The 3664-nt window shown below is 49.2% G+C and carries 4 protein-coding genes; 2 read left to right on the forward strand and 2 right to left on the reverse strand.

Going from position 1 to position 3664, the window contains the following annotated elements; genetic code table 11:
• The coding region (locus RMO84_RS01850) for a hypothetical protein (RefSeq protein ID WP_310486755.1) at positions 1-380 on the forward strand (380 nt) is incomplete at its 5' end.
• Between the two features lie 53 nt (positions 381-433).
• Here RMO84_RS01850 and bioB read toward each other — a convergent pair.
• Positions 434-1474, reverse strand: a complete 1041-nt coding sequence (bioB, locus tag RMO84_RS01855) for a biotin synthase BioB (RefSeq protein ID WP_310486756.1) — start codon at positions 1472-1474, stop codon at positions 434-436.
• A 148-nt stretch (positions 1475-1622) separates the two neighbouring features.
• Positions 1623-2573: a PleD family two-component system response regulator gene (locus RMO84_RS01860; RefSeq protein ID WP_310486757.1), complete on the reverse strand. Its 951-nt coding sequence runs from the start codon at positions 2571-2573 to the stop codon at positions 1623-1625.
• A 269-nt stretch (positions 2574-2842) separates the two neighbouring features.
• Between RMO84_RS01860 and RMO84_RS01865 the strand changes: the two genes are divergently transcribed.
• Positions 2843-3664, forward strand: an 822-nt coding sequence (locus RMO84_RS01865; protein WP_310486758.1) for a DNA polymerase III subunit delta', incomplete at its 3' end; no start/stop codon positions are given.

Consider the following 3664-nt stretch of genomic DNA (forward strand, 5'->3'; position numbering starts at 1 on the left):
ATTTGCTTTCTGCCGTAGCATTAGGACTATCGATCGTGCGTCTGGTGAGTGTTTCGATCGATTCACAAAAACTCGATCGGGTGAGCTATCTAGAAATAAAAATCTGTAGGGGCGGGTGCTTGGTGCAACGCACGCTGAGGAAACCTCAGCGCGTTGGCGAAGCCTCTCGGAACGAGTTATGCATCCGCTTTATGCCATCAATTATGGTTGAAACGATAACTATCGTACGAACCCGCCCTCACCCACTATTAACCTTTCGTTGGTGTATTCTCTGGTACGAGATTCGCGCAGAGTTCCAACGGCAATCGTCTTTCTCATTTGCTTTGGTGCCGAAATATTCAGGTTGCTGGTGGGGTTGGGCAGGTTCGTACGATAGTTGACTTCAGGTTTGAATTAATGGCATCCACCTGCCCCTACAGATCTTAATACATGTTTAACGCTTAATCGGCGAACCATCTGCCGCTTCTAAGACGAAACCCAAATCGGCGATCGTATCCCAATCTTGAGTCGCTGATTGTCCTGGTGTTGTTAGATAATCGCCCACGAAAATTGAATTGGCGACATATAATCCTAACGGTTGGAGCGATCGCAAATGTACTTCGCGACCGCCAGCAATCCGAATTTCTTGGGACGGTAATAGGAATCTAAATAAACATAACATCCGCAAACATTGTTGGGGAGTTAATTGTTTAATATCCGCAAACTTAGTCCCTGGAATCGGAATCAGAAAATTGATCGGGACGCTGGTGACGCCTAATTCCCGCAGGGACAGGGCTAAATCGATGACATCATCGTTTGACTCACCCATCCCCAAAATGCCGCCCGAACACGTAGTGATCCCCGCTGCTTTGACGTTTTTGACTGTCTCCACTCGATCGGTATAGGTGTGGGTAGTGGCGATGCGATCGTGATTGGTTTCCGATGTATTGAGATTGTGATTGACGCGATCGACTCCGGCATCGGCGAGGCGTTGGGTTTGCTCGGCGTTTAATAAGCCCAGACACGCACAAACTTTCAGATCGTAATTGGCTTTAACTTCCCGCACGGCTTCTAATACTTTACCAAACGTCGCTTCATTAGGAGTTCGACCGGAAATCACCATGCAAAATGTCCCCGCCTGAAGTTCGGCGGCGCGTTTGGCAGCGTCGAGGATCTTGGACTGCGCCATCAGGGGATACTTCTCGATCTCGGCAGTAGAAATTTTCGACTGCGAACAGTAATGACAATCCTCAGGACACATACCACTCTGAGCATTGAGCAGATAATGCAGCCGGACGCGATTGCTCCAATAGTGACGGCGCACCCGATATGCAGCGGCGATTTGGTCGAGCAACACCTCCTCTTTGGCCTGAAGTACGCTCAGAGCTTCCTCCCTAGTCAAGATCTCTCCCGCAAGCGATCGATCGGCCAGGGTATTCCAGGTGGGTGTCGTCAATAGCATGAAACTTACAATCGATGGTGAGCAACCATCCATTATCGCAGCAGGATGCCGGATCTACCAGTTAATTTTGCGAAAGTTCTCGATCTGGAGCGGGGAGCGGGGAGCGGGGAGACTAGGAAATAACAGAACGCTTGCGTTCAAATATCCCCTAAAGCCTAAAGCCTAAAACCTAAAACCTAAATTAAGCCACAATCATCGTCACTCGATCGCGTCCTTGAGATTTAGCTTGATACAAGGCGCGATCTGCGGCATTTACTAATGCTTGAAAATCATTTTCATGATTGGGGATAATCGTCGAAACACCGACGCTAATCGTGACATGGGGACAGACGCTCGAAGCTTCATGGGTAATTTGCAGACTCTTAACAGCCGATCGAATATTTTCAGCCACGGAAACGGCACCCAAAGCATCGGTATTTGGCAGAACGATCGCAAATTCTTCGCCACCATAACGGGCGACCAGATCGCCACTGCGGCGGACGGTATTGCGAATCGACATGGCTACTTGAATCAAGCAGCGATCGCCGTTGGGATGCAAATAGCGATCGTTATAATTTTTAAAGAAATCGACATCGCACATAATCAAAGATAATGGGGCTTTGATCCGCCGCATCCGATCCCATTCGCGCTGGATATAGTCATCGAATCCGCGTCGATTAGACAACTTAGTCAGACTATCTAAATTAGCTAATAATTGGAGATTTTGATTGGCTTGCTGAAGTTCGTTGAGTTGATTTTTGATTAAATACGATTGGCGCACTAGATTGCGCACGCGTTGGCGGAGAATAGAGAGATTGATCGGCTTGGTAATATAGTCAGTGGCTCCCGATGCAAAGGCTCGATCGACCGATTCATTGTCATCTAATGAGGTAATCATCAAAATTGGGGTCAAGCGTTCGCCCATGTTTTTGAGTTGTTCGCAAAACTCAAAGCCATCTAAAATTGGCATCACGGCATCGACCAGAATGAGATCTGGACGGTGTTCTTGATAGGCGGCAATGCCATCATCACCATTTTTGGCCAGGATGACTTCAAAACCGTCTTCCTGTAGCGACTCACTGACCTTCGCCCGCACGACCAGATCGTCATCAACTAATAAAATGCGTTGACGGCTAGGTTCAGTAAAGTTCATAGTAACTCCCGTAAATAATCATCTATGTACTCGTCCGGGTGCTGTGTCGATCGATCGTTCAGTGATGATTTGCACGGTTGACTGCGGTTCTATTTATCTCTTTCATAGTGTACCCACACACTCACGGAACAGTAGCACAATCGCCCGATCGCTCGATCGAATCTTGTGGATCGATAGTTGCGCCAGGGCAGTCTAGCATTATCTGTTGTTGCTTGTGGGCAAATCCCGATCGGCGGTACAATTGTCCTATCTAATGTCAGCAGCACTCGATGCAATTTAGCACTGCCCTCAGCGGCCAAACCCAAGCAGTAGAACTGCTCCAGCGATCGATCGTCACGCAACGTCTCGCACCAGCTTATTTATTTCATGGGGCAGAGGGGATCGGCAAAAGCTTGGCGGCGCGCTGCTTTATCGAACTGATTTTTGGCGAACGTGCGGCACCAGCAGATCGCGCATTAATCCTGCAAAAACTTGCTCAGGGCAATCATCCTGATGTGTTGTGGGTGTTACCGACATACACTCATCAAGGCAAACTCTTTTCCACTGCCGAAGCCACTGCTGCTGGCATCAAAAAGAAAGCCCCACCCCAAATTCGGATCGAACAAATTCGCGAAATCGGTCAATTTTTAGGGCGTCCCCCACTGCTGGGCGATCGATCGGTAGTGGCGATCGATCGCGCCGAGACGATGCCCGAAGGTGCTGCCAATGCGTTATTAAAGACCCTCGAAGAACCAGGTAAAGCGACAATTATCGCGATTTCTTCTAGCTTAGACGCGTTATTACCAACAATTGTCTCGCGCTGTCAGCAGATTCCCTTTCACCGACTAGATCGCACTGTGATGGTCGAAGTTTTGACCAAATTAGGCAAAACCGAAATCCTCGAACGACCAGAAATCTTGGGACTAGCGCAGGGTAGTCCGGGTGCGGCGATCGCCATCTGGGAGCAGCTTCAAGCTCTACCAGCCGATCTGCTAGAACGATCGACTAACTTGCCAATTTCCCGCCGTCACGGACTCGAATTAGGAACGGACGCACCACCCCACGCAACACGCCAGTTGATCTATGAACGGACACCGCCGCGGGTGACGATC

Origin of the sequence: Chamaesiphon sp. VAR_69_metabat_338 (assembly GCF_031423935.1) — a bacterium.
Lineage (GTDB): Bacteria > Cyanobacteriota > Cyanobacteriia > Cyanobacteriales > Chamaesiphonaceae > Chamaesiphon.